Origin of the sequence: Actinomadura sp. 7K534 (assembly GCF_004348575.1) — a bacterium.
GTDB lineage: Bacteria > Actinomycetota > Actinomycetes > Streptosporangiales > Streptosporangiaceae > Spirillospora > Spirillospora livida.
The window spans coordinates 1-3,262 of record NZ_SMKB01000412.1 but is presented as its reverse complement, the minus strand read 5'-3'; the positions used below and the strand labels follow the sequence as shown (position 1 = coordinate 3,262).

Below are 3,262 nucleotides of genomic sequence, written 5' to 3'. Positions count from 1 at the left end.
GCCCGGTGGGCTGCGGGTGCGGGCGGTGCGGCTCAGTGGGGCGCACCGGGTGCTGGCCGAGCGCGCCGGCGTGCTCGGGCACAGCGCGTTCCTGGTGACGCGGAACGGGGCGCTCGTCGGGCGCGGCTACTACTCGTCCGTGGAGGGCCTGGCGGAGGTGGTCGACCTGGCCGAGCTGCGCAGCCGGTGACCGCCTCCGGGTTGCGCCGGACGACCCGGCCCGTGTAGTCGGTTGTCCGTGAACGAAGAACGCTCGCGGAGCTGGGAAGTCGTCGTCGTCGGGTCGGTCAACGCGGATCTGGTGGTCGGCGTCGAGCGGAGACCCGCGCCGGGGGAGACCGTGCTCGGCTCCGACCTCGCCACCCTGCCCGGCGGCAAGGGCGCCAACCAGGCCGTGGCGGCGGCCCGGCTCGGCGGGCGGGTCGGCATCGTCGGGCGGATCGGCGACGACGGGCACGGCGAGCTGCTGCGCGGCGCCCTCGCCGCCGACGGCGTGGACCTCGCCCACCTCACGGTCACCGAGGGCGCCCCGAGCGGCGTCGCGCTGATCACGATCGGGCCGGACGGCGACAACAGCATCATCGTCTCGCCCGGCGCCAACGCCCGGCTCGCGCCGGAGGACATCGCCGCGGCCGGCGACATGATCGGCCGGGCGTCCGTCGTGTCGTTCCAGCTGGAGGTGCCGCTGCCCGCCGTCGAGGCCGCCGCCCGCGCCGCCGCGGAGGCCGGCGCGCGGGTCGTCCTCAACCTGTCGCCGCCCGCGCCCGTCCCGGACGAGCTGCTCGGCCGCTGCGACCCCCTCGTGGTCAACGAGCACGAGGCCGCGTACCTGCTGGGCGGCGCGCGGGAGAGCGCGGCGGAGACAGCGGCGGCACTGGTCCGGTCCGGGGCCCGGTCGGTCGTCGTCACGCTCGGCGCGGAGGGGGTCGTGGTCGCCGACGGCGAGGGGACCGCGGCCGTCCCGTCGCCGAAGGCGGAGGCCGTCGACACGACCGGTGCCGGCGACGCGTTCACCGCCGCGCTCTGCCTGCGGCTCGCCCGCGGCGACTCGCTGCGGGACGCCGCCCGCTACGCGACCCGCGCCGGCGCCGCCGCCGTCCGCAAGAAGGGCGCGCAGAGCTCCTACCCGACGCCGGACGAACTGCCCGATCCGCCCGATCGGTGACCCGCCCGGGAACGCGCCGCGGTGACAGTGGTGTGACCCGCCCCCCGCCTCACGTGCGGAAACGGCCGGGTCACGGCGTTGTCGCCCTGGTCGTCCGAATACGGGAAAAGTCGTCCGATATTTTTCTTTCATGCGACTCGGCGTGCTGGACGTGGGCTCGAACACCGTGCACCTGCTGGTGGTGGACGCCCACCAGGGGGCGCGGCCCCTCCCCGCGTACTCCCACAAGGCGGACCTGCGGCTCGCCGACCACCTGGACGGCGCGGACCGCCTGACCGCGGAGGGCGAGGCGCTGCTGCGCGACTTCGTCGACGAGGCGCTGCGGGTCGCCGAGGACAAGGGCGTCGAGGACCTCCTCGCGTTCGCCACCTCCGCGGTGCGCGACGCCGCCAACGGCGAGGAGGTCCTCGCCCGGATCCGCGCCGACAAGGGGATCGACATCAGGTCGCTGTCCGGCGAGGAGGAGGCGCGGCTGACGTTCCTCGCCGCGCGCCGCTGGTTCGGCTGGTCGTCGGGGCGGCTGCTCGTGGTGGACATCGGCGGCGGCTCGCTGGAGGTCGCGTCGGGGATCGACGAGGACCCGGACGTGGCGTTCTCGCTGCCGCTCGGCGCGGGCCGGCTCACCCGCACCCGCTTCTCCGCGGACCCGCCGCACCCGGACGAGGTCCGCGAACTGCGCCGGCACGTCCGGACCGAGATCGCCCGCCGGGTCGGCGACGTCGCCAGGTACGGGGCGGCCGACCACGCGGTCGCCACGTCCAAGACCTTCAAGCAGCTCGCCCGGATCGGCGGCGCCGCCCCCACGGCCGAAGGGCCCCTCCAGCGGCGCGTGCTGGCCTGCACCGATCTGACCGAGTGGGCCGAGAAGCTCGCGCCGATGCCGTCCGCCGAGCGCGCCGGGCTGCCGGGCGTCTCCGACCGGCGCGCCCAGCAGCTGCTCGCCGGCGCGATCGTCGCCGACGCCGCGATGGACCTGTTCGGGCTCGGCGAGCTGGAGGTCTGCCCGTGGGCGCTGCGCGAGGGCGTGATCCTGCGCCGCCTCGACATGATCACCGTCTGACCCGCCGGACCGCGCGGCTCCGGAGCGCTGCTACCAGCTGGGATGCCCGAACGTGCGGCCCTCCGGAGTGAGGACCCGGTCGCCGGTGCCGTCCAGCCGGACGGCGTGCAGCACCGGCTCGGCGACGGACCCGCGCGCGTAGCAGATCCAGTTCCCGTCGGCGGACCACGCCGGGTCCATGTCGTCGCGCCCGCCGGTGGTCACGGCGCGCGCCCCGGACCCGTCGGCGTTCATCACCCAGATCGAGCTGTGCTCCGGTGAGCCCCGGGTGAAGGCGATCTTCGACCCGTCGGGCGACCATTCGGGGTCCACCGAGCGCACGTCGTCCTCGGTGAGCCTCGTCCACTCCGACTCCGGGCGCTCCGGGTCGAGGGTGTAGATCTGCTCGGTGCCGTCCCGCTTGCTCCAGAACACGAGCCTCCGCGTGGACGACCACATCGGGTCGTCCTTGGCCGAGTCGTCGTCGGTGAGCTGCGTGGCATTCTCCCCGTCCAGGGTGACGGTGAAGATCTGCCGGGTGCCGCCGTCCCGGCCCATGTAGGCCAGCCGGGTGCCGTCCGGCGACCAGGTCACCCGCCCGCCCGCGATGTCGGTGACCTTCCGCGCGCCGCTCCCGTCGGCGTTCATCACCCACGCCTCGCTCTTGCCGCCGCCCGTCCGGGTGAACGCGATGCGCGCGCCGTCCGGCGACGGCTCGGGCAGCATCTCGCACCGGCCGCCGCCGATGAGCGTGGTGGCGGACGCCTCGCCCGGCTTGTAGCGGCCGATGTCGGCGTGGCACGACTCCGGCCAGCCCGGCCGGGTGTCCATCCGCACGAGCAGCGGCTCGGACGGGAACGCGGCCGGCCCGGCCTGCCGCTCCGGCTCGCCGTCCGGCCGGGTGAAGTAGTAGAGGCCCCCGGCCACCGCGCCCGCGACGAGCACCCCCACGAGCGTCGCGGCGGTGAGCACGGTGCGCCGGGACGGCCCGTCCCGCCCGGCCCGCCGGCCGGTCGCCGGGGGGAGGACGGGCGGGGGCACGGCGAACTGCCGCTCGG

The 3,262-nt window shown here is 75.8% G+C and carries 3 protein-coding genes and 1 pseudogene; 3 read left to right on the top strand and 1 reads right to left on the bottom strand.

What is annotated here, in order from left to right:
- The 3 genes from E1266_RS36490 to E1266_RS36480 form a co-directional block, all read left to right on the top strand.
- Window positions 1-190 (top strand): hypothetical protein (locus E1266_RS36490; protein ID WP_207946137.1); only part of this gene is annotated, 190 nt, incomplete at its 5' end.
- 48 nt (window positions 191-238) lie between these two features.
- Window positions 239-1,165 carry a ribokinase gene (locus tag E1266_RS36485; protein ID WP_132055041.1) on the top strand — a complete coding sequence of 309 codons (927 nt, stop codon included), beginning with the start codon at window positions 239-241 and terminating at the stop codon, window positions 1,163-1,165.
- A gap of 130 nt (window positions 1,166-1,295) precedes the next feature.
- Complete coding sequence (locus E1266_RS36480; RefSeq protein ID WP_132055039.1) at window positions 1,296-2,225, top strand: Ppx/GppA phosphatase family protein; 930 nt, start codon at window positions 1,296-1,298, stop codon at window positions 2,223-2,225.
- A gap of 30 nt (window positions 2,226-2,255) precedes the next feature.
- Here the strand turns inward: E1266_RS36480 and E1266_RS36475 are convergent.
- Window positions 2,256-3,262, bottom strand: a pseudogene (locus tag E1266_RS36475) (TolB family protein); the annotation flags it as partial.